This is a genomic window from Infirmifilum tikiterense, assembly GCF_054696565.1.
In genome coordinates this window covers 1,679,821-1,702,429 of sequence record NZ_CP182482.1, presented here as the reverse complement: position 1 = coordinate 1,702,429, position 22,609 = coordinate 1,679,821, and the positions used below count along the sequence as shown (strand labels likewise).

The following is a 22,609-nucleotide window of genomic DNA, read 5'->3' as shown; positions in this document are numbered from 1 at the left end:
CTTCTATATTAATTTGTGATGCGTGGCGACGAGCTGCTCGATGTCGTGCGCAATGATAGCGGACACAGGGTTGTGTACATCTACTACGAGGACGCGCGCGAGCCCGAGCCCGGGCCCCTCGTGGAGGAGGTTTTGAGGGAAAAACTGCTCGTCGAGGCTCTGAGAAGCAGGGGTATCACCAGGCTCTACAGGTTTCAAGCCGAGGCTATCGAGAAGATAAGGAGGGGGAGGAACGTCTTCATCATCGCTGGCACGGGTGTGGGCAAGACCGAGGCTTTTCTGCTACCCATACTCGAGAGGCTACTGGGAGAAGCTGAGGGAATCGCGTCCCTAGTCTACCCGACTAAAGCGCTCGCCCGGGACCAGCTCGAGAGAATAGAGTGGTACGCTGGGAGGGTCTTCGGCTTCCGCGTGAGCGCACTCGACGGTGACACGCCGGAGGAGGAGCGAAAAAGGATCCTGCTCTACCCTCCGCGTGTACTAGTAACGAACCCTGACATGCTTCACGTGACTCTACACTCTGCCCCCGAATACAGGGATTTGTTCGGCAAGACGAAGTACGTTGTGCTGGACGACGCACACGTGTACAGCGGGGTTTTCGGCTCCCATGTGCACTACGTTCTCAGGAGGTTTAAGCGGGTCCTTAGGGAGAAACCCACGTTCGTCGCTGCCTCCGCGACCGTCGGCAACCCGTCTGAGTTCGCCGAGAAGCTTTTCGGCGAAGAGGCTGACATTGTGGACGCCGGCAGGACCAGGAAAGCTCCGGTCTTCCACGTCATGCTCTCACCCCGAGCTAGGTCCCGCTCCTCGGAAGTGCTCTGGCTTCTCGGAAAGCTATCCGAGAGGGGGATGAAGACAATAGTTTTCGTCGACAGCCACCGAATAGCGGAGAGTCTGGCGATCCAGGCCTCAGGCATGGGAGTCAGGGCGACGGTCCACCGAGCTGGCCTACTTCCCGAGGAGAGGCGGAGGGTTGAAAAAGCCCTCAAGTCAGGTGAGCTCGACGCCGTGATAGCAACCCCCACCCTTGAGCTAGGGATCGACATTGGGGAGCTCGACGCGGCTATACTCTACGGGGTCCCGCCGACCTTCTCGAAGTACCTCCAGCGGGCCGGGCGCGTTGGTAGGAGGCGGAGGACGGGGTACGTCTTCCTATTGCTGGGAAACGACCCCATTAGCGCCTACTACGAGAGAAACCCCGAGGAGTTCTTCGGCCAGGCTCCCGATCCCGTTTTCCTTGAACCCGAAAACTACGAGGTGGTGAAGGTACACCTAGTGGCGATGGCTGCTGACGCCCCGGTTCGTCCCGCAGAGCTGTCCGGGTGGGAGCGTGCACAGCTTGAGGAGCTGGTTAGGCTAGGGTACTTGAAAGTAATAAAGAGCGGATTCATCGCGCCGACTAGGAGCGGTTTGAAGTTCCTTCGCGAGCACGAGAACCTGAGAGGTGTTGGTGATCAGGTAAAGATAGTGACCGAGGGTGGAAAGGTCATAGGCTACAGGGAGAAGCAGATGGCCATTAAGGAGCTTTTCCCGGGAGCTATATACCTGCACGGGGGGAGGAGCTACCTCTCGATCCGCTTCGAGGGTGACAGGGCTGTCGTCAAACCTTTACCATCCAAGGTACCTCCCGTGGTGACCTCGGCGCTATACTACACACTTCCAGAGGAGGGTGAGGTTCACTTCGAGAGGGAGGTTGCGGGCATAAGAGTATCGTACCTTGACCTCACGGTCACGGACGTCGTCTACGGCTACGCGACGAAGACTTTCCCTGAGGGGCAGACCATCAGCCAGAGGCTTCTCGAGGCGGAGCTGCACTACAAGTTCAGCACCAAGGGCCTGCTCCTCGAGTTCCAGCCGGTACACGAGTGGAGCGAGATGCAGAATGCTGAGGCATTTCACGCGGTTGAGCACGCTCTGATCTACGCGGGCCAGCTGGTACTCGGCGCCTCACCCACCGATATGGGCGGTATAAGCTTCCCCTCGGGGCACATATTCATCTACGATAGCTTTCCCGGCGGGTCAGGCGTGACAAAAGCGCTCTACCACAGGCTTGAAGAGGCGCTCAGAAAGGCTTTCGACATTGTATCGCGCTGCACCTGTGAGGACGGGTGCCCCAGGTGCATATTCTCCCCCTACTGCGGTAACAACAACAGAATCCTCTCGCGCAGGAGAGCCGAGAGGGTGCTAGGGGAAGCGTTGACCTTGAAGCTCAGGGCTGAGCGCTCTCAGAGGAGCGGTAAGCCCCTGGTTTGAGCAACACGACGTAGATGTTGTCCCCCAAGCCCCTGCCCCTCGCCAGAACAACTCCAAGACTGTGGGGCGGCTTCCCGGAGGCTAGGTCGCTCACCGCGAAGAGAGCCCAGCCCCTCTTCTTCGCGACGCGGTAGCAATCCCTCACCATTGCTTTGAAGACCTCAAGCTCTCTGCCGCCCGCGAGGGGCAGGTCTCTGTCGTCTTTCCGCTCGTAGGGCAGAAAGGGAGGGTTCGTCACGCAGACGCCCGCCGACCCACTCCTCAGGCAGCTCCCCGCGTCGCACGCCACGAAGTCGGTCAGGCTGTAGACCCCGTTGCGGATCGCGTTCACCCTAGCCGCCTTTAGACACGTAACTGAGACGTCGGTCCCGACAGCGTAGAAGCCCTTCCCAGCAAGGAGAAGCGTGAGGCTACCCGGACCGCACCCGACGTCCACCGCGCGCCCGGCGCTTAGCGGGATCGCGGTGAGTGCGATCGAGAGCAGCTCGGTGGTGACGGTCCTGAGCGGGGGGAAGCAACCCGGGAGTAGTAGAAGGCGGAGCCCCTGGAATTCCTGGAGCTTCTGAGGGGTGAGGTAGATCTTAAGCAAAGTTTTTGTAGCAAGCGTGAATAGGGTCTCCTTGATGCGGTTTATGACAGGCACAGGCATCTTGCCGATCAGTGAGGCTTTAAAGCTTCAGCCCGGCGCAGAGGTCAGAGTCAGGGGCTGGGTTTACCGGAGGAGAGATCTCGGGGACAAGGCTTTCGTGGTGGTCAGGGACTCGACCGGGATAATACAATCGGTTTTCACTCCGGAGTCAAGGAGCCACGCGGAGGCCAGGCGGGTCACCGTTGAGAGCTCAGTCGTCGTGCAGGGAAAGCTCCGCGAGGACCCGCGGGCTCCAGGCGGGAAGGAGATACAGGGCGAGGAGCTGGTGATAATCGGCCTGGCTGAGAACTTCCCGATTAGGAGGGACGCTTCGAGGGAGTTCCTCCTCAATGTGCGCCACCTTGCAGTGAGGTCTAGGAAGATGACGGCCGTCCTCAAGATAAGGCACACGGTTTTCGGCGCTCTTCACGAGTGGTTCCGTGAGAACGGTTTCTACGAGGTCCAGTGCCCCATGTTCATCTCAGCGGCTGTGGAAGGTGGGGCCACTCTCTTCCCGGTCAAGTACGTCGACGAGTCCACGGTGTACCTCACGCAGTCGTCCCAGTTCTACCTTGAGGCGCTGATATTCAGCCTCGAAAAAGTGTACACGGTGGCGCCCTCGTTCAGGGCTGAGAAGTCAAGGACAAGGAGGCATCTTACAGAGTTCTGGCACGCGGAAGCCGAGGTAGCATGGGTGGGCCTCGAGGGTATCCTTAAGGTGGAGGAGGAGCTCGTATCCCACATTGTGAGGAGAGTCCTAGAGAGAAATAGGGAGGAGCTCGACCTCCTAGGTAGAAACCTCGAAGGGCTGAAGCAGGTCGAGCCGCCCTTCCCGCGCGTCAGCTACGATAATGCCATCGAGATCCTGCAGAGCAAGGGCATCCAAGTCGCTTGGGGCGACGACCTGGGTGCGGACGAAGAGCGCGCGCTCACGCTGGAGTTCGACAAGCCCTTCTTCCTTTACGGCTTCCCGGAGAAATCTAAGGCGTTCTACCACAAGAACGACCCCTCACGCCCCGAGGTCACGCTCTCAGCAGACCTCCTAGCCCCGGAAGGCTACGGGGAGATAATCGGCGGCGGTGAGAGGATCGACAGGCTCGACGAGCTTGTCGAGAAGATTAAGAGGTTCGGCTTCAACCCGAAGGACTACGAGTGGTACTTAGACCTGAGAAGGTTCGGCACCGTCCCCCACGCGGGGTTCGGGCTCGGGATGGATAGGCTCGTGATGTGGATCGGCGGCCTCGAGCACATAGTGGACTCCGTGCCTTTCCCGAGAACGGTCGCTAGGACCTACCCCTGATCCGGCTAAACGTTTTTAAGTTGCGCGGCGATACTACGACGGAGCTTTGTATGACGGTGTCAAGCGCGATCCCTTTGACCTTCGCTAGGCCAGGTGCGCTCGTGAGGGTTGTGGAGGTCCGCGGGGGGAGGGGGGCTTTCAGGCGTCTCTTCGAGCTAGGCATCATCCCCGGTCAGACTCTGAAGGTTGTGTTCAATGACGCTGGTCCCGTCGTCGTCGAAAGAGGCGGTACACGGTTCGCCATCGGAAGAGGATTAGCTGCTAAGATACTCGTCGAGGTGGTGGGATGAAGGAAATCAGGGTGGCGCTCGCAGGCCCCCCCAACGTTGGGAAGAGCACCCTCTTCAACATGCTCGTTGGAGCCAACAGGTTTGTTGGAAACTGGCCTGGGAAGACCGTGGATAAGTACGAGGGTTACTTTGAACACATGGGGTACCGAATCAGGGTCGTCGACCTTCCCGGCACTTACAGCCTTAACGCGTACACGGAGGAGGAGGCTATAGCGCGCGAGTACATTGTCACCGAGAAGCCTGACATCGTGGTCGTCCTTGTCAACGCTGTCTCGCTTGAGACCACGCTATACCTGGCCGTGCAGGTTCTGGAGCTCTACGACAAAGTCGTCGTAGCGGTGAACAAGGTCGATGCTATATTGAAAAGGGGGATCCACGTCAGCACCGAGAGGCTGAGTAGGCGTCTAGGCGTTCCCGTTGTTGCGATCTCAGCTCTCAAGAGGGAGGGGCTCCACGAACTCGTGGACACAATTATCCTCGTCGCCGAGGGTCGCGTCCCCACAAGCAGGCTGGAGCTGAACTACAGGGGGCTCGACTACTTCGCGCACACCTTAGCCGAGGCTATTAAGGGCTGCCCAGGTGTCAGCAAGTACCCTTTAAGTTGGAGCTCGCTGAGGTTGCTCGAGGGAGATGCGGAGCTGGAGCGCGCTCTAGCGAGTGAGGGGTGCGCTGAAGCTCTAAGCCTTGTCGAGAGAGTTCGCGAGAAAGTCGAGGAGGAGCTGGGCTCTCCCCCCTCTCTCATAGCGGCTAGCGTCAGGTATTCCTTCATTGAGGAGGTGGTCGCAGAGAGCGTCTCTACAACGGGCGTGGTCAAACGGGAAATAACCGAGAGGCTTGACAGCGTCCTTCTCCACCCACTGCTCGGCCCCCTGGCGAGCCTCGGGCTGATCTTGCTCGTCCTCTTGGCGACGCTTTCGGTGAACACGGGGTTTCCCCTCAAGCAACTGCTGGAGTTCACGGGTAATGAGGAGCTAGCCCAGTTTTTCGAGAATTACACGTTAGCTGGTCTGCTGTCATCGCTCTTCGACTCTCTCAGCAAGGCTCTCAGCGAGTACCTGGTTCAGGCGGGCGTCCCGTACCCAATAGTGTCACTGATAGCTGACGGCGTCATCGGGGGGGTTGGGGCAGTCATAACCTTCCTGCCCCTCATCTTCTTAGTCTTTGTAGCCTTCGGGTTTCTAGAGGACACTGGTCTCATGGCACGCATAGCGACGGTCTACCACAGCGTTATGCGTAAGGCCGGGCTTTCGGGAAAGGCGCTGATGCCGCTACTCCTCGGCTTCGGTTGAAATGTTCCCGCAATAATGGGTACAAAGATCCTTGAGACGGATCGGGAGAAAATCATAGCCTCGCTAGTCGCGCCTCTAATACCTTGTCAGGCAAGGCTCGTGGTCCTGCTGATCCTAGTATCCGCTCTACCCGTTTCCTCGACCTCCAAGTTGGTTGCCATCGTGGCCGTCTACCTTTACTCACTGCTACTCGTAGCAGTGGTCGCGAGGGCGCTGTCCAAGCTCCTCGCACCCGGTGAGGCGCCCGAGCTCGTGCTGGAGCTACCTCCCTACCACAGGCCGAGTTTAAAGGTCATATGGTGGTTCGCTTGGGACAACACGCTGCACTTCCTCAAGAAGGCGGGTAGCGTGATTTTAGGCCTCTCTGTACTCGTCTGGCTGCTTCTGCACATCGGTCCCAGCGGGTTCACGGACGACGCCTCGGCATCCATGGCTAGAGTGCTCGGCGAGCTTCTAACGCCTTTAACGTCGATCATCGGTCTACCGCAGTGGCAGGTCGCGTTGGCGTTGCTGACCGGGTTCGTGGCTAAGGAAACCATCGCGTCTACGCTTATGGTGATAACGGGGACCCTGAACCCGGCGCAAGCGATCCAGGCCTTGTCTCTGACGCCCGCTCAGGTCGCCAGCTTGATGGTGTTTTCCACGCTGTACACCCCTTGCGTCGCCACCATCTCGGCCTTCCACGCACAGTTCCGCCGGCATAAGCTGACGGCGCTACTGGTACTCTACGAGTTCCTGGTAGCTACAATTTCAGCCATAATCGTTTATTTAGCCGTTAACCTACTCGCTTTTTGATGAGCGCCTTTCTCTGGGTTGGAGGCTGGAAGGAGAACAGCCTGGTTGACGTGCTTGAGAACGTTAGCTTCACCGTCTGGCTCTCGTACTGCAACTTCCGGTGCCCCTGGTGCGCGAACTCCAGGCTTGCCCGCGGCCTCGAGAAGAGGGCTGTGGCGCTGGAAGAGATTTTAGAGGCTGTCAAGCAGGCGGCTCCCTTCGTGGACTACTTCCACGTCACTGGTGGGGAGCCTACCCTGCAGTACAAGGCCTTGGCGGAGCTCCTATTCCGCGTGAAAGCGGATACGGGCCTGAGGGTCAGCTTCGACACGAATGCGAGCATACCGGAGGCTATCTCCTACATCACCAGCCGAGCCGACGTGGATCACATAGCCATCGATGTGAAAGCTCCGTTATCCAAGCCCGAGCTGTACGCGCGTGTCATCGGATTATGGGAGGGGGCTGGGAAGGTGGTAGTGGAGAAGGTTAAAAGGGGGATTAAGAGCTCTGTCGGCGTCGGGGACTTCCTTGAGCTTCGGACGCTTCTCGTACCCGGGCTCATCACGGTCGAGGACGTGGCACAGATATCGCGCGAGATACGCGACATGGGTCTCGAGAAGGCCCCGCGCATCGTTTACGTCGTGCAGCAGTTCATACCCTATGAGGGCGTTCCGGAGGAGTACCGGCGGGCACCTAAAACTCCGCGCGAGCAGGTTGTCGCTGCCGCGAAGCTCGCGTCCGAGGAGCTGCGGGGATTCGCGGACGTGTACTACAGGACGATAGAGGATGGGAGCAAAAGAGTGTGATCACATAGACTCTATCTTCTCGGGTGGTATCGCCGCGTGCTTGTATGCGATTATCCTGATTATGTCGGCGGCGTCCTGGAAGTCGTCCGAAGATATCTCTATCAGGTTCACGGCCTCCATGACGTTGAGAGCTGACATCAGGTCGATTTTCCCCTCCTCGACGAGCCTTCTAACTTCCTGTAGAACCTCAAACCTGAGAACGTCGACCCTCCTCTCGCCAGCGTCAATCTCAGCCGTGATGTTAACGGCGTAGGCGGGCGAGAGACGGAGCATCTGCATGTTGTCTATGAGCTTCTTTGAGAGCTTCTCCGTCTCCTCGATCATTTCCAGGATTTTCGGCTCGAGCTTCTTGATCTCTGGGCTGTACTTCACCCACAGCAGCCTCTCGTTGCACTCTATCACGGCCCCGGCAACCTTGTCGATCTCCTCTACAAGGCGCTCGAAGTCCATCCTGCTTGAAACAGGTATGAAGCCAGACCATATCCGCCACATCAGCTCTCTCTTTATCCTGTCAGCCTTCCTCTCGAGGTTCTTTACCTCCCCCATTTTGGCCTGAGCTTCCTGAATTCTCCCGGCGAAGATGTCGCTGACGACCTCTTTCTGAACCGAGAGGATCTCGTCGATCGTTTCGAGGTGCCTGATCACAAGGTCGAAGAAGGGCCACGTCGGCCTCGTCTCCCTGAAGAACACGGAGTAGAAGGCCGCCGTTATCGCGAGTAAAGCGCCGATGTTCGTGAAAACAGAGGAGTAGTTACCTTGCGCCCCCTGTAGGAGTAGGCTCCCTATTATGGCGCCCGTGGCATACCCCGAGTCCCTGGCGAAGCGGTAGAAGCCGACAGCGATGTCTCTCACAGCAGGAGGGCTCATGTCGGCTATGGGCGCAGGGAGCACGGGGTAGTACATCGCGTAGCTGATCCCCAGGGCCAGCGCGACGAGAAGGATCTCTGGGAACGACCTGGTGCTGGGGAGAGCGATGAGCATGAAGGCGGTTACCATGAGCCCTAGCGTGGACACGAGCCTCCTCCCGGCCCTGTCTGAGTAGGAGGACCAGAAGGGCATCGTCGCCGACCAGACGAGCAGGAGTAGCGACTGCGCGTAGCCGGCGTAGTAAACGTCGAGCCCCTTGCTCAGAACGTAAAGGGGCATAACGCCCCACACCACGCTGTCCGCAACCTTGGCCATGTGCGCCGCGATGAGGGCTGAGAGAGTGCTCGGGTTTGTGACAACGATCCTGAGGGCTCCCTGGGGCTTGGGGGTCAAGGAGAACCTTCTCCGATCGGCCTCAGAGTACGTCTTCGTCTCGATGCTCGAGAGAGCCACGAGTGCGGCTAAACCCGATGAAACCGCTATGTAGGTCAGCGTCTCACGGGGCCCGAGAGAGTTCCACACCCACCCTCCCACGTAGGCGCCCAGCGCGTAGCCTACGTAGCATGCGCTCTCGATGTAGCCGAATGTCAGCGAGGATCTCTCTACGCCCAGGATATCTCCAATTGCTATAGCTGAGGTGGCGAAGACGATTCCCTCCCCCACTCCGACTAGAACGTTGCCGAGGATGAAGTCCGCAGGAGGCTTGAGCAGCAGGATTACGAGAGCACCTAGGAAGTACGCGAGAGTCCCGGAGACGAGAGCAGCCTTTCTCCCTTTCTTATGCGAGATGAAGCCCGCCGCCAGGTCGAAGGTGGCCTTGAATACGCCGAAGGAGAGTATTGGGAGCAGCGTTGGAAGGCTTCCCAGGGCTTCGCTTGTGGCTACCGTGAGTATGGTCCTTTGGACGCCTGTAGCGCTGCCAATAAGCACTTCCGTCGCCAGTATGAGCAAGAGGGCTAAAGTTTCCCTGTGCAAGCAGATACCCCTACTTACTCTCCAGGAGGGGCTTTTATAAAATTATTTTTATGTGAATTCTATATAACTATTTAATGTCTCGTCGAGGTATATAGAGGATAATTTTTAAGCACCAGACCTGTAAGGTAAGCCGGTGGAATGATGAGCCAGGAGAGGCTTGACGTGCAACGTTACCTGAGGGCCGGCTACAGGCTCGTTGGGGAGCACAGCGCCGTGGCCGTCTGCAGGTGGACGAAGTCGGCGATGAGGGGAGAGCGCCTGTGCTACAAGAACTGGTACGGTATTCAGAGCCACAGGTGCGTTCAGATGACGCCTGTTCTCAACTTCTGTGATTTCTCCTGCAAGTTCTGCTGGAGGATGCAACAGCCGGGGAGGTTCAAGATCCCGCCTAACTGGAAGTGGGACATGCCGGACGAGATAATCGATGGATCCATAATCGCCCAGCGGCTTCTGCTGATCGGCTTTAAGGGTAACCCACGGGTGACGCGGGAGCGCTTCCTGGAGGCGATGTTCCCGAGACACTTCACTATGAGCCTTGACGGCGAGCCCACCCTGTACCCCATGCTTCCCGAGCTCATAAAGCGCGTCAAGGAGAGGAACATGACCGCGTTCCTGGTAACCAACGGCTCCATCCCCGTTAGGCTCGAACAGCTCATCAAGAGGGACGCCCAGCCCACGAACCTCTACGTCAGCGTGTACGGGCCCAACGAGGAGGTATTCAACTACACAGCGGAGCCAAAGATTCCGCGCGCCTGGGAGATGGTGCAGCGGAGCCTTGAGATCCTAAACAGGTTCACCGAAAGCAGGACGGTCATCAGGTTCACGATGGTCAAGGGTGTGAACATGACTGATCCCGACGGTTACGCTTCGCTCGTGAAGCTGGGGAACCCCATGTTCGTGGAGCTGAAGGGGTACACCTGGGTCGGCGAGAGCCAGAAAAGGCTGCCCATCAGCGCTATGCCCACGCAGGACGAGATGCTTAAGTTCGCTGAGGAGATCTCGAGGAGAACAGGCTACCAGATCAAGCTGACGGACGAGAAGAGCCGCGTGGTCCTGCTCGTGCGCGACGAGGACGCTTGGGAGAGGAACCTAAAGATGCGGGAGGAGTGGTTCAAGAGGGTCGAGAAGCTGGACGAAAAGTGGAAGAGCAAGGTCGAGGACTTCACGATGGAGGAGCACGGCTACAAGATCCTGAACTACTAGAATTATGGACGATAGGTGAGCATGATTTATAAGCTGTAGGCAAGAATGTTTCTGGGTGTAGCGTATGGCGCTTGAGGATCTCAGGCTCTCGATGATCCTGACTCTAGCATTCATCTTCGGTCTAACGACGCTGGCGTTCGTCTTCCTGCTGGACGTCTTTGGCCTGGCATCGCCGCTCGCAGCGCTCATCATCGCTGTAGTGTTCAACGTTGGGCAGTGGCTTGTCTCACCGTTCCTCGTCGAGCTCTTCTACCACGTGCGGGAGCTACCGTACAGCGAGGCCCCCCACGTGCACCAGGCCTTGGAGGATGTGGTGGCGGGGAGCGGGCTGCGGGAGAAGCCGAAGCTCATGATTGCCGAGGTTCCTTACCCCAACGCCTTCGCCTACGGATCCCCCTTGACGGGTAACAAGGTTGCTGTAACGCGCGGCCTGCTAAGCACGCTTAGCAGGGAGGAGATAGCGGGAGTGCTGGGCCACGAGGTTGGGCACATTGTCCACAGGGACGTGCAGATAATGACCTTCGTATCCGTGCTACCGGCGTTCTTCTACATTCTCGGCAGGATGTTTCTCTACTCTGGAGGCGACAGGGATAGGGACAGGAGCGGGGTTATCGCCTTAGGTTTTCTGAGCCTGCTCATCTACTTTATCCTAAGCTTAGCGAACCTGCACCTCAGCAGGATCAGGGAGTACTATGCAGACTACCATAGCGTCAAAACCGCGCCGTCACCGTCGGTAGGCGCCGCAAGGCTCATGTCCGCGCTCGCGAAGATCGTTAGCTACACTGGTAGGATAAAGCTTCAGGGCGCTGAGCTTCGGGTTGCCGGCTTCAAGGAGCTTTTCATAGCCGACCCGGACAGAGCGGTGGAGGACATGGAGAGCCTGGAGGGCTACCAGCTTGCGAGGAGGATCGCCGAGAGGAGAGTGACGTTAGCAGACAAGATACTTGAGCTCTTCTCAACCCACCCCAACATAGTTGAGAGGCTTAGAAGGCTCGAGGAGCTGGGACGATACGAGAAGCTTTAAACGGGCCTTTTTCTCCCAGTTTCACGTGGATGAGCTAGCCGAGAGAATACGCTATTCCATCAGGAGGAGGGAAGTAATCGTCATCGTCGGGGACTGCGAGGTTGAGTACAGGGGCCGCGCCTCCTCGAGGCTCGGCCGCGGGGAAAGGGTGATACTGATTAAAGGAGACGGCACGGTGCTCGTGCACAGACCCTCTGGCGCGAATCCCGTAAACTACCAGCCTGAGGGCAGCATTGTGAGCGTCTACGAGCAGGATGGTAGGCTTGTGTTAAGGTCCCTTCGGCCTAGGCCTGAGGAGGAGCTCGTTATCGTGCTTCACAGGGTCCTGGACTTTCGCTCCTACAGGCTCGAAGACACAGCTACGTTTGAAATGTGGGGTGACGAGGAGAGCATTAAAAAAGCGATTCTGCTGGGGCCTGAGGCGATCCTCGGTGAGAGCCTGAAGCCCGTCGAGGAGGAGGTGCGTTTGGGAGCGGCCGGCTACGCCGATTTAATGTTCGTCGATGAGAGCGGGAACTACGTGGTGGTTGAGGTGAAGAAGGAAACGGCTGGCGTGGAGGCGGTCTACCAGCTTAAGAGGTACGTGGACAGGCTGAGAAACGCTACAGGGTTTCGCGTCAGGGGTATCCTAGCGGCCCCGGGCTTCACAAGATCCGCACTCATAGCCCTGGAGAAAGAGGGGCTAGAGTTCAGGCGCGTGGACATGAGAAAGGTGTACGAAGTGACGAGAAGGGGCATCGCTAACTTCCTCTGAAGAGCGGGCACGCCTCTCGGAACTCGCAGTAGTCGCAGAGCCAGCCTTTCTCTGGGTCGGGTGGGTTTCCCTGCTTGAGAGACTGGCTGAGCCTGATCGCGCGGTCCAGCAGGAATTTTATTCTCTCCTCGTCCCTCGCGACGGGGAAGGCCTTCACTTGACCTGTCGTTTTCGAGACGTAGACTATGAAGCCCCTTGAGCGGTCTGTCAGCCAGAAGTAGAGCTGCATCTGGTCGACGTGGTGTTCCCGGGGCTCCCTCGGTATAGCACTCGCGGTTTTGAACTCGAATATCGTCTCACCCGCGATTCTGTCAACGCGGCCTCTGAGCCTCACGCCTTGGAATTCCTTCTCGAAGCTCTTCTCCCCCTCCCCCAGGGGGAACTCGCTGTTTATGAGCAGGTGGACGTCGTCGCCCAGTAGGAGGATGACTATCTTCTCGTCGGGTAGCGGTCCCCCCATGGCCCGTATGTACCATGACCTCCTGAGGCAGCCTGTAACCTCGGTGACGTACACGACCTCTGGAGGAGCCGTCCACACGTCTCTGTCCTTCTCGTAGGCTGTGCGGAGAGACCTGTAAACGATCCTTTCAACGTCTTGAGGTGTGAGGGACATACACTGTTAAAATTACGCGTTAGTATAATAAAAAAGGTTTTCCAGAGTAACGTGGTGGTAGTAATTGCCTCTAGCCTACACTGTTTTTGAAGTTAGGGAGAATGTCTCGGCGGAGGAGATACTCGAGAAGCTGAGCAAATTCTCCCTGATGAAGGGTAGCTTAGAGGTGTTTGGACAAAAGTACAGCCTAGGGGTTAGGGTCACCGACCTTGAGAGCTTCGAGGGCGGCGTGAGCGGTAAGTACGAGGAGGTTGCCCCTTATACCTTACCCGTGAACGAGGAGACGATAAAGGTACCGAGGGTCTTACGATTAGGGTTTCACTTCACATGGGTTAGGGGCGGGATTTTCCTCCTTGTGGCGTCAGGCAAGCGGAAGAGCCTCAGGGTGTCTTCCACTCTCTCGGAGGTGATATTCGGCAAACCAGACTTCATCTCGCCGGTCTACATACCCCCGCAGAGGCTACGGGAGCTTTACAGCGAGGGGGCTGAGCCTAGGCAGGTGGTCTTCACAGGTCTCAGGGAGGTCGCCGGGGTTGACACTGTGGCCCTCTACGGTAAGCTCCTCGCTCAGAGCTCGCTTCTAAAGCGGTACATGCAGGTGGGGCAGGAGAGATACGTCGTTTACCGCGATGAGAGGGGGCTGTTTGGGGTCTCGGCCGGAGGGCTTATCATAGCCTTCTCACGCATAGAGGATGAGGAGTTCAGAAGCTACATCGTCGAAAGGATACTGCCAAAGGTTGAGCCCGTCCCGATCTAAGAAGCGAGGATAAGCTAGGTGGGTAGACTACCTGAAACGCCTGAGAGCCCTCGAGAGGTCGACGGCGCTCGGCACCCTAGCGGCGGGCGGCGGGTTCATGGCGTGGCTGAAGGCCTCCTCCAGTGTGGGGGCTTGCGTCCTGTAGAAAACACCAATGGGTATTCGGCCGCCGCTTAGCATCGCCATTTTCATAGCGCTCTCCAGGTCTGAGGGATCGTGCCCAGCCTCTTCGAGCTTGAATACGCGCTCGCGGATCACCTGGTACGTGTTGAAAAACGTCACGCACGGCTGAAGGACGTCTATGAACGCGAAGCCCTTGTGGAGTATGCCCGCCTTTATCAGCTCTTTCAGGTGCTCCACGTCTCCGCTAAAGCCACGGGCAACGAACGTCGCACCGCTCGCGAGCGCAAGCAGGACGGGGTTCAACGGCTGCTCAGGGTTCCCGAAGGGAGTTGACTTAGTCTTGACGCCACGGGGCGTCGTGGGGGTGACCTGTCCCGTCGTCAAGCCGAAGACCATGTTGTTGTGCACGATGTAGGTTATGTCGACGTTACGCCTCGCGGCGTGAGGGAGGTGGCCTAGACCGATGGCGTAGGCATCGCCGTCGCCAGCATGCCCTATCACGGTCAGCTTCGGGTTTGCCAGTTTTATGCCGGTGGCAAGCGGAAGGACTCTACCGTGTATCGTGTGGAAAGCGTTAGTGCGCATGTAGTCGCTGATGCGCCCGTGGCAGCCGATGCCCGTAACTATCACGACTTCCTCGGGGCTCAGCTTCAGCTCCGCCAACGCCTTCCTGAGAGCGAGCAGGATGCCGTAGTTGCCGCAACCTGGACACCAGACGGGTCTTCTACCGGTGTCGTAGAGCTCTAAGCTCACCTAAACCCACCCCTTCTTCCTCAGGAAGTCCTCGATTTCCTCCGCTTCGAACTGCCTGCCGTCGTACTTCCCCAGGAATCCCTCGGGCTCGACAAGGAGCTTCTCGCGTATAAGGGATACCAGCTGCCCCGTCATGTTGTTTTCGACGACGATGAAGGGCCTTCCCTTCAGCTCTCCTCGCAACCGATCTACGGGAAACGGCTCAAGCCATAGGACCTGAACCACCTTCACGCCGTTCACGTTCTTCACCGCCTCCAGGACCGGCATCTTCGTGGACCCCCAAGTCACGACCGCGCGATCACCCTCACCGTACGTCTTGACGCCCTCAGCCTCGGCGATCGCTCTCAGCTTCGGAAGCTTCCTGAACCTCTTCTCCTGCATCGCTTTGACAACAGACGGGTCGATGCTTCCCTGACCGTATTCGTCGTGCTCGCTGGTGTTTGCGTAAACGAGCGCCCCTCTAGTGCCAGGCAGAGCCATCGGAGACACTCCGTCCTCCGTTATCCTGTAGCGGGCGTAACCGCCTCCAACCTCAACACGCACCACCGAGCCCGCGCTGGGGGCCATCTGCGGGAGCTGCTGGACCGTCCAGTAACTCTCCCCCCAGGAACTTGTCCGAGAGCAGGATCACCGATATCTGGAACGCCCACGCCACCTCCATAGCCCTGAAGCCCAGCAAGTACGCCTCGTAGGGGTCACCCGGGGCAAGCACAGCTCTAGGGAACTCGCCCTGAGAAGCGTGTATAACGAACCTTAAGTCACCCTGAGCTGTGTGGGTTGGCAGGCCTGTGCTTGGCCCGGGCCTCTGAACCTCGACTACGACTAGTGGGGTCTCGGTCATAGCGGCTTGCCCGAGAGCCTCAACCATCAGTGAAAAGCCGCCCCCGCTTGTTGCCACCATGGAGCGCGCTCCAGCATACGCTGCACCGATGGCCATGTTTACAGCCGCTATCTCGCTCTCGGGCTGAAACACAACGATGTTGTAATCGCGTTGTATCTCCGCAAGGAAGTGAAGTATGGGGGATGCTGGGGTCATAGGGTACGCCACGAAGAACGACATGCCTCCGGCAAGGGCCCCTAGGGCAACGGCGGAGTTCCCATCTATTAGTAGCCTCTCTTTACCGTTTCCCAGAATCTCCAGGCTCGGGAAAGCACCGGTGTTTAGGCCTACGCCTAGCTCATAGCCCTTCTCGACTAGGCTTACGTTTAGCCTGGCCACATCCTCACGGGCCGCGAATTGGTCACGTATGACGGAGCTAACGACCTCACGCGAAGCACCGAGGAGCCCGAAGACAACGCCTGAAGCAAGGGTGTTGAGCGCTACGGGTGGAGCTCCAAGCTCCTTCAGGATTCGCCTGAGGGGTAGGGGCTTGACACGGGGGTCCTGGGCTCGGGCGCAGTCGGCCTCGTCGCAGATGACAATGCCTCTCTCGCTCAGCCTCCCCACGTAGGCAAACGCTGAGCTCCTGTCTAGCGCTATTATGACATCTATGATCCTCCTGTGGGAGTATATGTACTCGTCGGGGGAGCTCCTCACGAGGGCCCACTGGTGGCCGCCACGTATGAGAGAGGGGTACTCGTTTGTCACGAAAACGTAGTGGCCGTGTCTTAGTAAGGTCTTCCCGATAATGAGGCTGGTGGCGAATACTCCAGCCCCGGCTGGGCCAGCCACGAGCACTGACAACGGCCATCCTTTAGCCACTGGGCACCGAGGTTTTAACTATGTAAAAAAGCCTATAAATTTATTGTAATCGGCATAATAAGCTGTGATCAAGTTGCTGCATCACGACTGCGAAAGAGGCATCTACGCACTGGTTGTGGAAATTGAGTCACCCTCCCTTATCAAATTAAAGGGAAAAGATGTGTCGATAAGCCCCGGGATTTACGTTTATGTCGGGTCGGCTAAGGGTCCAGGAGGCGTTCGGGCTAGGGTTTCAAGGCATGTCAGGAAGGCAAAGAAGGTCAAGTGGCACATCGACCTCGTCACCACGCTCCCTCAAGCCCGTGTCCTCGGAGCTTTCTGCGCGGAGACCGTTGAGCCCGAGTGCGTTCTGGTGCCACCGCTCGAGAGCTTGGGGTTCGAGCACGTGGTTAAAGGCTTCGGGTCAAGCGACTGCACGAGGGGGTGCACATCGCACTTCCTCAGGTGGACGAAGAGCGGTGGCGTTGATGGGGTTCTTCTCGAGGCGTTCATGCTAGCGGGGCTGAGGGGCAAGGTGTTAGAGCTCAAGCCTGTTTAAGGCTTCGAGAACCCTGCGCCTCACCTCCTTCGGCTCAAGCGGCTTCGCGATGGGCTTTCCATTCTCGATGTAAGTCTCTAGGAGAGGCTCCATGCTACCCCCGCAGACGGGGCACTTTGGTGGCTCCTCCTCGAGGAGCTGGACTACATCCACCATGCACTTCCTGCACCTGTACACCTGCTTTCTCCCCGAGAGCTTGCCTCTCTTCGCGATGGGCTCCCAGTTGCCGTTACGGTTCACCGAGGTTATGTCCATGGCGAAGTCCACAGGAGGGGCGGTGGAGATCGCCGAGCCAACCCCGAAGGCGTCGGCACCCGCCTTGACGAGTGAAGGTATCTTGTACTCGTCTACGCCGCCTGAAACAACTACTTTCACGTCCCTGAAGCCCTTTGCCCTCAGCTTCCACTTGACCTCCCTTATTATTTCCTCGAGGCTACCTCTCCGGCTTCCAGGCGTGTCAAGCCGCACACCCCAGAGTTTAGACCCCAGTGTCTGAGCTGCGAGCAGCGACTCCTCGACCTCGTCCAGGAATGTGTCGGCCAAAACTATCCTGGGAACGTCCTCCTCCACGACCTCGTCGAAAGCCTTCCAGGCCAGCGTGTGGTCACCCTTGAACGCCTTGAAGATGATCATCAGGCTGTGAGGCATCGTACCCGTCGCCCTGATCCCCAGGGCCTTCGCCCCGAGGACGGCTGAAACCCCGTCTGCGCCTCCGATGTAAGCGTAGTACTCTATGAACGGCGCTAGGGCCGGATGCTGCCGCCTGGCTCCAAACGACAAGACGATCTTATCTCCAGCCGCTTTCTTCACCCTAGCGGCCTTCGTAGCGATGCCCGTGGCTGAGGCGAGGAAGCCGAGCAACGGGGTTTCCAGCTCAAGGAACTCACCATAGGGCCCCTCGATCGTCATGACGGGGATCCTGTTCCCGTAGAAGTCCGTAGGCGTGAAAACCTCACCTTCAGGCAGTGAACGCAGGGTGATTTTCTTGCCCTCAAGGAGCTTGAGAACCTCCCTCAAACCAGCGAACACTGCCCAGCGGTAGTCGTCGGGAAGCTTGCTGGTCGTTATCTCCGCGTGAACGACGGCGTCTATGAGCCCATACTTCTCGAGGATGCGCCTCGTGCGCGTGAAGTACACATCCGTCGTGAGGCCTGATTTAACTTCGTCGAATGTAGCGTAAATAAACCTGTTCTCCCATTCCCCCATGCGATCACCCTCTAAACCTGAACACTCCGATTAAATACTTTCTCAGTCGGCAGTTCGCTTGGACAAGCTACTACAAGGTGGTGTCAAATGTGCGCGCCTAGAGCCCACTGCATGGCTTGTGGCCTGTTACTTGGAGGCAAGCAAGGAGCCCGTTACTTGGCTAAACCGGCATCGCTCGCTTCTTCCTGGAGAACTGCGCTTAAAGCTTTCTCAGCCAGCATCTCATCGTTAACGTACAGCTGTAGCCTCCTGCTATTCCTAACCTCAACCACAAGGCCTACCCGCTCAAGGATCACGAGGTGCCCCGTCAGAGAGCCAATGCTAACCCCTAAGTCCCTCGCAAGTTGCCGGACGCTGAGGCCAGGCTTTTCGAGGAGACGGGACACGATTTTCCTACGCAATGGGTGCTCTAGAGCTTCCCGAAGCGACAGCACCTTGTCAGGCATCACTGCATCCCTCACACGCTTAAATCCCTTGAAGAAAAGCCTACAAATAAACTCTCCGTTCGACCTTATGCATGTAGTTGTTGGAACATCTAACTCGATTACCTATAACCTTTGAGTGACACACGCTACCACTTCCAGCATTTGAAATGCGGGGTAGAGGAGTTCAGGAGAAGGTGCGGCCGCCGGGATTTGAACCCGGGATCTGCGGCGTGGCAGGCCGCCATCCTACCAGACTAGACTACGGCCGCCCCTGGTTTTTACCTGGACGAGGTTTTTATACTTTGCTCAGAGAGTCCTCGCCGAGGCCCTTTACCTTTATTATGCTTGCGAGCTTAGATGGCTCGGGGGTGTAGAGCCTAACTCTCTGCTTGACTTCGTTGCCCATAACCTGCTGCTTTAGGGTTACCTCTACGAACTTCCTCTTTGTGTCCGTCTTGAGGCTTCCCTGTATAGGGAACTTAACAGGGAGCCTGTCATCGACAATTATACCCTTTGTCGTGATCACGTACTTCGTCGCTATAGTCAGAGTCCCTGTCCTTGCCTGGAGCCTCCTGGTGTAGAGCCCTGTGATTAGTGAGAGTACGTAGAACGCCCCGTACATCGCGAGAAAGTAGTAGAAGTTGGCCGTTCTCTGGTCAGTGGACAGCGAAGAGCCTATACTGCTGAAGAAGCCGCGGAGTGGTGGGACATAGAAGACCACTATGAACAGTATCATGGTGATAAAGGGTATTAAGCTGGCCTTGACTTGGGCGGCGAGCTCCCCCTGAGTTTTATCCATGTCTTTCTCTCTCAGCCTCAAAACCTCCTCTGGGTTAGCTTCAAGCAAGACCTCACCGCTCTTTATCTCCTCTATGTCCCTGAAGATGCTTCTCGCCTGGCGCCCTGTGATGAGAAATATTATTCCCATGAACACCAGGAGGTAGAGCGTGAAGAAGAGCCAGGTCTTATCAGGGTAGTTAGCGTTCATGAAGGCGAAGAGCACCATCAGCACGAGCCCCAATAGGTACTGTGCCACAAGCGCGAGCTTCATCTACGACCTCCCAACCCCTATGAGGCGCATGTTTTTATACTTTCTCGACCCTCCCTCTCCCGTGGAGAGGCACAGGCTGGTGACCTCACTGGCTCTCGCATGGGCTCTGATAGCCGCAATCTTCACGGTCACGCTGGCGCTCAAGGTTCTCTCCCTTAAAGAGGAGCTCGAGGGGATAAGGAGGGATCTTGAGGCCCTACAAGGCACGGTTAACACCGCCTCAGGCAGGGTTTCATACGTCCGCTTCTGCGTAGAGACGAGGCAGTCAGTGAGGTGCTTCGACTCAACGCCGGTGTACGGGGGCGAACCGGCCCTGCTCGTCGCCTCGGCGTACAGCGACTTAACCGTCGGCTTCAGGAACAACACCTTCACCATAGTTTCGGCCACCGTTCAACCGGAGTGCAGGAAGTGGGTTCTGGAGGAGGTGGGCTTTAACTCGACGACCCGCGTGGTTTCGCCCCTGGATCCGGTTTTCGGCGGTGAAACCTTAATCTTGAAGTGCGACGGGTAATCCTTATGCGCGTAGCTCTCATCCTCATAGCCGTCGCAGTCCTCATGCCGTCTCTGGTTTACGGAGCGATGCTCCTAGAGCATCAAGCAGAGGCGCGGCTCCAGAAGGGCCCCTTCCTAGTCATCTACCCGACCCCTCCTACGATAACCCTGAGCGTCGGAGGCGCCGGGCCCGTGAGGGTTTGGGTATACAACTACGGGGACGAGGCGGCGGTAAACTCAACCCTCTACGTCTACGGAGGAGAAGGAGTAAACCTCACGGCCGACGGCATTAAGTGGGGGAGAAACCTTACGCTTAACATTGGAGTTATTTCACCCGGCAAGCCCGTCCTTCAGACACTCTTCGTCAGACTGGAGAGCCCTAGAAACGCCAGCGTGATGCTGACCCTGCTCTCAGACAACGCTGACCCAGCCGTCGCATATTTTGAGGTTTACAGCGCAAAGGCGCAGGCTGGCGAATCGTTTACGCTACCTCTAGTGGTGGCATCTGCTATTGTACTGCTAGCTGGAGTCTACGCCTATGTACTGAGGGGCAAGAAGCGCGCGACCAAACGCTCAAAGAAGCCGTCCAAAAAACGCTGATTACACCAAATTTTATTCTAAAATTCTTCCTCCTCTTCTTCCTCCTCGAACTCTTCCTCTTCCTCCTCCTCTAGGAACTCCTCTTCTTCACCGAAGTCCTCCCATTCCTCCTCTTCTTCCTCTTCCTCGAACTCCTCCTCCCATTCTTCCTCCTCTTCGTCCATCAGAGTGTAGGGGTTCATGGTCTGTCAGTGTGAACCGCAGATAACCGCTATTTATGCATGTCGGTGAGGGAGCCAAAGGGGAAAAATTCATTAGGTGCGACAACCGTGTGCGAACGGTGCAGGATTCCTTGAGCGAGAGGCCCGTGATCGAGGTGTCTATTGAGGATAGCGACATTTTAGAGGCCTTGAAAAAGCTGGGGGTTAAGCGCATGGCGGTTTTCGATTCCGAGAGCATTACGTACGCGTACCCGGAGAAAGCCGATGTCGCGGACCTCAGGAGCTTCGCGAGCTCGGCCCTAGCGATAATTGGGGCCGCTGAACCTTGGCTGGCGCTGAAGCAGGGGTCTAGAGCGGTGATAATTTACAAAGTGAGTGAGAAGACGGTAGTGATCGAGGGGGAGTTTAACCCCGCTGACTACGATGCTGTAGTAATGCTGTCTCGTCTACTCGTAAAGTAGACAGGTATTGAGACAGCCTCGGTCTATCGCGCTTAGGCAGACAACCCGTGAAAAACCCCTTTTAGCCGCGACCCGTCCTAAGCGGGCGGCATGATCCGACATAGCTACTCGAGAGCGCTGAGTTCTTCAAGGCGGCTCATCAATTACATGGCTCAAGAGGATTTCCTCTGGAACCAGGAGGTATGAGGCAAGACGGTTGGGCTACTTGTAGCGTAATCCAAGACTGAAAGGTGTAGAGTGGAGAGTACTAGAGTTCAGAAGCGACGGTTTTCGGTCACGGTTCCCTGCTTTTCACCTTCATCATTTAATGCCTGACCTAAACACGACTCCTTGGACACCTTTCAAGTTCGTCATTGGCGCCCCTGTTGGGATGGTCTTAGCGCCTCACCTCTTGCTGCGCCACTTGCGACACCTTATCCCCTGCCGGGGACAGGCGAGAGCTGGTGGCTCCAACCCCTACTTGGCTGTTGGGGGTTATCTCCTTTTTGCTGCGAACACTGAAAGGGCTGGAGAAGCCGAGAAAAAGAATTGCCGCCACGACGTGGGGCTTTAATACCCTGAGTCCGTTCTTCTATGATGTGAGGTACGCCATAGGGATTGATATAGGGGCAACGAATACCCGCATAGCCCTGGGAAACGACGAGGGCGAGCTCATCGAGGTTGTGACGTTCAAGACTTGGGATTACCAGGACCCCAACCTGTACCTTGATAGGATAGCCCATGTGATCCGCGAGCTCCGCGCGAAGTACAAGGTCGAGGTCACTGGTGTGGGCGTTGGCAGCCCTGGCCCCCTTGACATGGCCAGGGGGGAAGTTGTGGCTGCACCTAACATGCCGTTTAAGAGGCTGGAAGTCGTTAGGGTTCTGAAGGAGCTGGTTAACCTTCCAGTCGCGTTTGCCAACGACGCTGTCACAGCCGCAGTCGGCGAGAAATTCTGGGGAGAGGGGGCCGGGCTTGACAATCTGGTCTACGTGACGATAAGCACCGGAATTGGTGGAGGCGTGTACGTTGACGGTTCCTTGTTGCTCGGGAAAGATGGCAACGCGCACGAGATAGGTCACGTAGTCGTCGACTCGCAGGAAAGGCTAACGTGCGGATGCGGTAAAAAAGGCCACTGGGAGGCCTACTGCTCGGGGAGCGGTATACCCAGGTTTGCCAGGTTTATCGCAGAGCACGAGAAGGTTGAAGGATCCTGTCTGATGACCGGAGGCAAGCTTGAGGCACGTGACGTGTTCGAGGCTTACAGGGCGGGGGACCCCCTAGCCCGGCGCGTGATATCGGAGGTTAAGAGGTTCAACGCGTACGGCTTCGCCGCGATAGTGAACTACTACGATCCCGAGCTCGTGACGGTTGGGGGCTCCGTTGCCCTGAACAACCCTGATATCCTGCTCGAGGGGTTGCGCGATAGTGTGAAGAACTACACCGTGAATAGACCCCCCGAGATCAAGTTGACGAGGCTCGGCGCAAACGCCGGGTTGCTGGGGGCACTTGCCCTCGGGCTTGGCCTTGAGAGAAAAGTCCCGCTGAGGTGAAAGAGAGCTTCCGCTTTTTTTGGCTGGCTGCA

At 57.4% G+C, this 22,609-nt stretch carries 25 protein-coding genes and 1 tRNA gene; 15 read left to right on the top strand and 11 right to left on the bottom strand.

Going from position 1 to position 22,609, the window contains the following annotated elements; all coding sequences use genetic code 11:
• The first annotated feature begins 18 nt into the window (after positions 1-18).
• Positions 19-2,253 carry a DEAD/DEAH box helicase gene (locus ACNO7C_RS09335; RefSeq protein WP_460024827.1) on the top strand — a complete coding sequence of 745 codons (2,235 nt, stop codon included), beginning with the start codon at positions 19-21 and terminating at the stop codon, positions 2,251-2,253.
• On the opposite strand, the gene ACNO7C_RS09330 is transcribed toward ACNO7C_RS09335, so the two are convergent.
• Positions 2,210-2,896, bottom strand: a complete 687-nt coding sequence (locus ACNO7C_RS09330; protein ID WP_460024826.1) for a methyltransferase — start codon at positions 2,894-2,896, stop codon at positions 2,210-2,212. The genes ACNO7C_RS09335 and ACNO7C_RS09330 overlap by 44 nt on opposite strands.
• On the opposite strand from ACNO7C_RS09330, the gene asnS reads away from it, so the two are divergent.
• The 5 genes from asnS to ACNO7C_RS09305 are packed head-to-tail and all read left to right on the top strand — an operon-like array spanning position 2,886 to position 7,340.
• On the top strand, positions 2,886-4,181 hold the full coding sequence (asnS, locus tag ACNO7C_RS09325) for an asparagine--tRNA ligase (protein WP_460024825.1): 1,296 nt from the start codon (positions 2,886-2,888) through the stop codon (positions 4,179-4,181). The genes ACNO7C_RS09330 and asnS overlap by 11 nt on opposite strands.
• Positions 4,182-4,231: 50 nt before the next feature.
• Entirely contained in the window at positions 4,232-4,471 is a 240-nt protein-coding gene (locus tag ACNO7C_RS09320; RefSeq protein WP_318536732.1) for a FeoA family protein, read from the top strand.
• Positions 4,468-5,760, top strand: coding sequence for a FeoB small GTPase domain-containing protein (locus ACNO7C_RS09315; RefSeq protein ID WP_460024824.1), 1,293 nt, complete (start codon positions 4,468-4,470; stop codon positions 5,758-5,760). Before ACNO7C_RS09320 ends, ACNO7C_RS09315 begins: the two co-directional genes overlap by 4 nt.
• Positions 5,761-5,775: 15 nt before the next feature.
• Entirely contained in the window at positions 5,776-6,555 is a 780-nt protein-coding gene (locus ACNO7C_RS09310) for a nucleoside recognition domain-containing protein (RefSeq protein ID WP_460024823.1), read from the top strand.
• Positions 6,555-7,340: an anaerobic ribonucleoside-triphosphate reductase activating protein gene (locus ACNO7C_RS09305; RefSeq protein WP_460024822.1), complete on the top strand. Its 786-nt coding sequence runs from the start codon at positions 6,555-6,557 to the stop codon at positions 7,338-7,340. Before ACNO7C_RS09310 ends, ACNO7C_RS09305 begins: the two co-directional genes overlap by 1 nt.
• On the opposite strand, the gene ACNO7C_RS09300 is transcribed toward ACNO7C_RS09305, so the two are convergent.
• The gene (locus ACNO7C_RS09300) at positions 7,341-9,182 is read right to left on the bottom strand and encodes an MFS transporter (RefSeq protein ID WP_460024821.1); all 1,842 of its coding nucleotides are present in this window, start codon (positions 9,180-9,182) and stop codon (positions 7,341-7,343) included.
• A 138-nt stretch (positions 9,183-9,320) separates the two neighbouring features.
• Between ACNO7C_RS09300 and twy1 the strand changes: the two genes are divergently transcribed.
• The 3 genes from twy1 (at position 9,321) to nucS (ending at position 12,163) form a co-directional block, all read left to right on the top strand.
• The gene (gene twy1 / locus ACNO7C_RS09295; RefSeq protein ID WP_460024820.1) at positions 9,321-10,385 is read left to right on the top strand and encodes a 4-demethylwyosine synthase TYW1; all 1,065 of its coding nucleotides are present in this window, start codon (positions 9,321-9,323) and stop codon (positions 10,383-10,385) included.
• A gap of 64 nt (positions 10,386-10,449) precedes the next feature.
• On the top strand, positions 10,450-11,409 hold the full coding sequence (locus tag ACNO7C_RS09290; RefSeq protein WP_460024819.1) for a zinc metalloprotease HtpX: 960 nt from the start codon (positions 10,450-10,452) through the stop codon (positions 11,407-11,409).
• Positions 11,410-11,434: 25 nt separating this feature from the next.
• Positions 11,435-12,163, top strand: a complete 729-nt coding sequence (nucS, locus tag ACNO7C_RS09285) for an endonuclease NucS (protein WP_460024818.1) — start codon at positions 11,435-11,437, stop codon at positions 12,161-12,163.
• On the opposite strand, the gene ACNO7C_RS09280 is transcribed toward nucS, so the two are convergent.
• A complete protein-coding gene (locus ACNO7C_RS09280) occupies positions 12,150-12,776 on the bottom strand; it encodes a PD-(D/E)XK nuclease family protein (RefSeq protein WP_460024817.1) in 627 nt (208 codons plus the stop codon). The genes nucS and ACNO7C_RS09280 overlap by 14 nt on opposite strands.
• Positions 12,777-12,840: 64 nt before the next feature.
• Here ACNO7C_RS09280 and ACNO7C_RS09275 point away from each other — a divergent pair, with 64 nt between their 5' ends.
• Positions 12,841-13,533 carry a hypothetical protein gene (locus ACNO7C_RS09275; RefSeq protein WP_460024816.1) on the top strand — a complete coding sequence of 231 codons (693 nt, stop codon included), beginning with the start codon at positions 12,841-12,843 and terminating at the stop codon, positions 13,531-13,533.
• A gap of 27 nt (positions 13,534-13,560) precedes the next feature.
• Here the strand turns inward: ACNO7C_RS09275 and ACNO7C_RS09270 are convergent, their stop codons facing one another.
• From ACNO7C_RS09270 to ACNO7C_RS09260, 3 genes are read right to left on the bottom strand one after another with little or no spacing between them, the layout of a single operon-like run.
• Positions 13,561-14,409, bottom strand: coding sequence for a thiamine pyrophosphate-dependent enzyme (locus tag ACNO7C_RS09270; RefSeq protein WP_460024815.1), 849 nt, complete (start codon positions 14,407-14,409; stop codon positions 13,561-13,563).
• Positions 14,410-14,952 carry a hypothetical protein gene (locus tag ACNO7C_RS09265; RefSeq protein WP_460024814.1) on the bottom strand — a complete coding sequence of 181 codons (543 nt, stop codon included), beginning with the start codon at positions 14,950-14,952 and terminating at the stop codon, positions 14,410-14,412. It abuts the gene before it with no gap.
• On the bottom strand, positions 14,942-16,111 hold the full coding sequence (locus ACNO7C_RS09260) for a 2-oxoacid:acceptor oxidoreductase family protein (RefSeq protein ID WP_460024813.1): 1,170 nt from the start codon (positions 16,109-16,111) through the stop codon (positions 14,942-14,944). Before ACNO7C_RS09260 ends, ACNO7C_RS09265 begins: the two co-directional genes overlap by 11 nt.
• 64 nt (positions 16,112-16,175) lie before the next feature.
• On the opposite strand from ACNO7C_RS09260, the gene ACNO7C_RS09255 reads away from it, so the two are divergent.
• Entirely contained in the window at positions 16,176-16,649 is a 474-nt protein-coding gene (locus ACNO7C_RS09255; RefSeq protein ID WP_460024812.1) for a GIY-YIG nuclease family protein, read from the top strand.
• Here ACNO7C_RS09255 and ACNO7C_RS09250 read toward each other — a convergent pair.
• The 4 genes from ACNO7C_RS09250 to ACNO7C_RS09235 form a co-directional block, all read right to left on the bottom strand.
• Positions 16,629-17,855 carry a nicotinate phosphoribosyltransferase gene (locus ACNO7C_RS09250; RefSeq protein ID WP_460024811.1) on the bottom strand — a complete coding sequence of 409 codons (1,227 nt, stop codon included), beginning with the start codon at positions 17,853-17,855 and terminating at the stop codon, positions 16,629-16,631. The two genes, ACNO7C_RS09255 and ACNO7C_RS09250, sit on opposite strands and share 21 nt — an antisense overlap.
• A gap of 152 nt (positions 17,856-18,007) precedes the next feature.
• Positions 18,008-18,316 (bottom strand): winged helix-turn-helix domain-containing protein, encoded by a 309-nt coding sequence (locus tag ACNO7C_RS09245; RefSeq protein WP_318536720.1) that lies wholly within the window; start codon positions 18,314-18,316, stop codon positions 18,008-18,010.
• A gap of 159 nt (positions 18,317-18,475) precedes the next feature.
• A tRNA-Gly gene (locus tag ACNO7C_RS09240) sits at positions 18,476-18,549 on the bottom strand.
• A gap of 26 nt (positions 18,550-18,575) precedes the next feature.
• The gene (locus tag ACNO7C_RS09235) at positions 18,576-19,331 is read right to left on the bottom strand and encodes a DUF2208 domain-containing protein (RefSeq protein ID WP_460024810.1); all 756 of its coding nucleotides are present in this window, start codon (positions 19,329-19,331) and stop codon (positions 18,576-18,578) included.
• A 61-nt stretch (positions 19,332-19,392) separates the two neighbouring features.
• Between ACNO7C_RS09235 and ACNO7C_RS09230 the strand changes: the two genes are divergently transcribed.
• A complete protein-coding gene (locus ACNO7C_RS09230) occupies positions 19,393-19,842 on the top strand; it encodes a hypothetical protein (protein WP_460024809.1) in 450 nt (149 codons plus the stop codon).
• 5 nt (positions 19,843-19,847) lie between these two features.
• A complete protein-coding gene (locus tag ACNO7C_RS09225; protein WP_460024808.1) occupies positions 19,848-20,423 on the top strand; it encodes a hypothetical protein in 576 nt (191 codons plus the stop codon).
• 17 nt (positions 20,424-20,440) lie between these two features.
• Here ACNO7C_RS09225 and ACNO7C_RS09220 read toward each other — a convergent pair whose 3' ends face one another.
• Complete coding sequence (locus tag ACNO7C_RS09220) at positions 20,441-20,605, bottom strand: hypothetical protein (protein WP_460024807.1); 165 nt, start codon at positions 20,603-20,605, stop codon at positions 20,441-20,443.
• 89 nt (positions 20,606-20,694) lie between these two features.
• Here ACNO7C_RS09220 and ACNO7C_RS09215 point away from each other — a divergent pair, with 89 nt between their 5' ends.
• Positions 20,695-21,045, top strand: a complete 351-nt coding sequence (locus ACNO7C_RS09215) for a hypothetical protein (RefSeq protein WP_460024806.1) — start codon at positions 20,695-20,697, stop codon at positions 21,043-21,045.
• Between the two features lie 578 nt (positions 21,046-21,623).
• Complete coding sequence (locus tag ACNO7C_RS09210; RefSeq protein WP_460024805.1) at positions 21,624-22,577, top strand: ROK family protein; 954 nt, start codon at positions 21,624-21,626, stop codon at positions 22,575-22,577.
• Positions 22,578-22,609: the final 32 nt, after the last annotated feature.

What these genes read in the sequence shown, in the direction of transcription:
- ACNO7C_RS09335 (WP_460024827.1), top strand. Translation starts at nt 19, where the DNA reads ATGCGTGGCGACGAGCTGCTCGATGTCGTGCGCAATGATAGCGGACAC.
- asnS (WP_460024825.1), top strand. Translation starts at nt 2,886, where the DNA reads ATGACAGGCACAGGCATCTTGCCGATCAGTGAGGCTTTAAAGCTTCAG.
- ACNO7C_RS09320 (WP_318536732.1), top strand. Translation starts at nt 4,232, where the DNA reads ATGACGGTGTCAAGCGCGATCCCTTTGACCTTCGCTAGGCCAGGTGCG.
- ACNO7C_RS09315 (WP_460024824.1), top strand. Translation starts at nt 4,468, where the DNA reads ATGAAGGAAATCAGGGTGGCGCTCGCAGGCCCCCCCAACGTTGGGAAG.
- ACNO7C_RS09310 (WP_460024823.1), top strand. Translation starts at nt 5,776, where the DNA reads ATGGGTACAAAGATCCTTGAGACGGATCGGGAGAAAATCATAGCCTCG.
- ACNO7C_RS09305 (WP_460024822.1), top strand. Translation starts at nt 6,555, where the DNA reads ATGAGCGCCTTTCTCTGGGTTGGAGGCTGGAAGGAGAACAGCCTGGTT.
- twy1 (WP_460024820.1), top strand. Translation starts at nt 9,321, where the DNA reads ATGATGAGCCAGGAGAGGCTTGACGTGCAACGTTACCTGAGGGCCGGC.
- ACNO7C_RS09290 (WP_460024819.1), top strand. Translation starts at nt 10,450, where the DNA reads ATGGCGCTTGAGGATCTCAGGCTCTCGATGATCCTGACTCTAGCATTC.
- ACNO7C_RS09280 (WP_460024817.1), bottom strand. Translation starts at nt 12,776, where the DNA reads ATGTCCCTCACACCTCAAGACGTTGAAAGGATCGTTTACAGGTCTCTC.
- ACNO7C_RS09250 (WP_460024811.1), bottom strand. Translation starts at nt 17,855, where the DNA reads ATGGGGGAATGGGAGAACAGGTTTATTTACGCTACATTCGACGAAGTT.
- ACNO7C_RS09235 (WP_460024810.1), bottom strand. Translation starts at nt 19,331, where the DNA reads ATGAAGCTCGCGCTTGTGGCACAGTACCTATTGGGGCTCGTGCTGATG.
- ACNO7C_RS09225 (WP_460024808.1), top strand. Translation starts at nt 19,848, where the DNA reads ATGCGCGTAGCTCTCATCCTCATAGCCGTCGCAGTCCTCATGCCGTCT.
- ACNO7C_RS09220 (WP_460024807.1), bottom strand. Translation starts at nt 20,605, where the DNA reads ATGAACCCCTACACTCTGATGGACGAAGAGGAGGAAGAATGGGAGGAG.